The sequence below is a fragment of the Corallococcus terminator genome, from assembly GCF_003611635.1.
GTDB lineage: Bacteria > Myxococcota > Myxococcia > Myxococcales > Myxococcaceae > Corallococcus > Corallococcus terminator.
On record NZ_RAVZ01000624.1, the window covers coordinates 1 to 2,183 of the forward strand.

Consider the following 2,183-nt stretch of genomic DNA (forward strand, 5'->3'; position numbering starts at 1 on the left):
GTCCAGCAACTCGGGCGGCAGCTCCAGCGCGTACGGATAGCCCAGGGACAGCAAGGCGGCCTGCGCCGCGTGCCGCACCTTCGTTCCATCGAGGCCCCGGTAGTCACCCAGGGGGTTCTCACGCGCCATCAGGTCCAGCAGCACGTCCGCTCGCGCCCGGGGCGTCTCCTCCTCCGTCAGGGGGCGTCCCATCGCCGCGATGAACGCATCGATGTCCGCGCGCACCGCCCCTGGAGAGCGCACCGCGTCCAGCAGCTCCGCGAACGGAGGAAATGCCTCGTTGGTGACGGGGACGGGAAGCTGGGGCCTCGCGTTCGCGGCCGCGGGCAGCGTGTCCATCACCTTCACGGCCTCCGGAGCAGGCAGGTCGGCCATCGCGTTCGCGGCGGCCTCCGGAGCCGGCAGGTCGGCCATCGCATTCGCGGAGACCGCCGAAGCCGGCACATCCGTCATCGCGTTCGCGGCCATCACCAACGCAGGCGCGTCGCTCATCGCGTTCGAGGCCCCGGGCAGGTCGGCCATCGCATCGGCGGCCAGGGACTCGGGCAGGTCGTTCGTCGCGTCGGCGGTGGGAGGCGCGGGGCGGTGGGTTTGCTGGGACATGGATGCTCCTCACGGACAGTCATGCGTCGACCCGATACCCGGGCGCAACGGGGCGAGCCTGGAGCGCGCTGGGCCGCTCCCTGGGGACGGGGTCACGGCGTGGACGGTGGAGCCGGTGCTTCCTCAGGCTGCTTCACCGGGTGCATCACGAAGGCGGCCCACGCCGCGAGGTGCCACGGCGTGACGACGACGAGGAACGCGACGCTCCCCATCACGAAGAAGAAGCCCACCAGTGCCCACGCCACCACCTGCAGCCACATCGCCACGGAGCCGAGCACCTGGAGCGACCGTGACTTCTCGACGTGGCCGAACATGCTGAGCAGGGGCGGACCCCATACGAGCAACAGGGGGATGAGCACCCCCTTCGACAGCGGGTCGCTGAAGTCCACGCGGAAGAAGGGAAAGAGGGTGTGGACCCCGAAGATGGCGAACGACTGGTACAGCGCGCAGAAGGCCGCGATGCGGAACGCCCGGCCTTCCGGGTTGGCGCGGTGCTGCGTGGCCGGAGCCGGAGCTTCGTCCCCGGGGCGGTCGGTCGTTTCGGAGCCGGAGTCCGGCGTGGGAGGCAGGGGCGGGGAAGACATGGAGGGCGTTCCTGAAGACAGTCATCCTCCCGCCCACCTTCCGAGCGCAAGGGGCGGCGGGCGCGGTCCGGAGGGGAACCTGGAGACACTGTCTGTCGTCGGGCCCGGTCCCGCGTGGAAGGTCAGGGCGTGGGCGGAGGGACTTCTTCCGTGCGAGGCGGAGGCTTCGGTAACGGGCGCGTCGCCCAGAGGGCCCACAACGACAGGAACCAGGGCTTGGAGATCGCGCGGAGGTAATCAGGACGGTGGTGCGAGACGGCGGAGTACGCGAGCAGCAGCCAGGGCAGCGCCTGCGCCGCGATGAGCAGCCAGCCGATGCCCTGGAGCCAGCGGCGCTTCAGGACGTGACCGCACAGCGAAACCAGGGGTGGCAGCCAGATGAACGCCCCCAGCAATGCGAATTCGCTCGGGGTGTACCAGATGGGTCTGGGGTTGTAGCCCTTGTCCATCTGGGAGCTCACCACCTGCCAGGCCAGGATACCTGTCTGGGACAGCGCGAGGGCCACCAGGGCGAAGACCCCGGCCTTTCCGATTCCCGTTCGAGGAGGTCGTGGGGGGGCGGCCGGTTCCATCAGCTCGGGCGGCACCTCCAGCGCGTACGGGAAGCCCAACCCCAGCAGGGCATCCCGCGCCGCGTGCCGCACCGTCTTCCCATTGCGGCCCACGTAGTCGCCCACGGGATTGTCGTGGGCCATCAGGCCCAGCAGCAGATCCGCCCGCACACGGGGGGGCTCGTCCGGCCCGGGGCCCCGGCCCAGCGCGGCGATGAGCAGGTCGACGTCCGAGCGCACCAAGGCCGGTGAGCGGACCTCTTCCAGCAGGTCCAGCAGCGCGGAGGGCGTCCCCCCGGCCTCCGCGCCGGCCGGGTCGTCTGTCGCGGAGGACAACGGCTTCGCCTGGCGTGGATCCGACCGTGACATGGCGTGTGCTCCTTTGAGACTTCATCCACTGCCGGGCCACCCGGGGGCAAGGGGGTGGGGGCGCCGTCTGGAGGGC

At 70.7% G+C, this 2,183-nt stretch carries 2 protein-coding genes and 1 pseudogene; all 3 read right to left on the reverse strand.

Going from position 1 to position 2,183, the window contains the following annotated elements; all coding sequences use genetic code 11:
• A pseudogene (locus D7V88_RS40845) lies at positions 1-603 on the reverse strand (hypothetical protein); the annotation flags it as partial.
• Positions 604-695: 92 nt separating this feature from the next.
• Positions 696-1,187, reverse strand: a complete 492-nt coding sequence (locus D7V88_RS40850; protein ID WP_120545877.1) for a hypothetical protein — start codon at positions 1,185-1,187, stop codon at positions 696-698.
• Between the two features lie 122 nt (positions 1,188-1,309).
• Positions 1,310-2,107, reverse strand: coding sequence for a hypothetical protein (locus tag D7V88_RS40855; protein WP_120545878.1), 798 nt, complete (start codon positions 2,105-2,107; stop codon positions 1,310-1,312).
• Positions 2,108-2,183 lie beyond the last annotated feature (76 nt).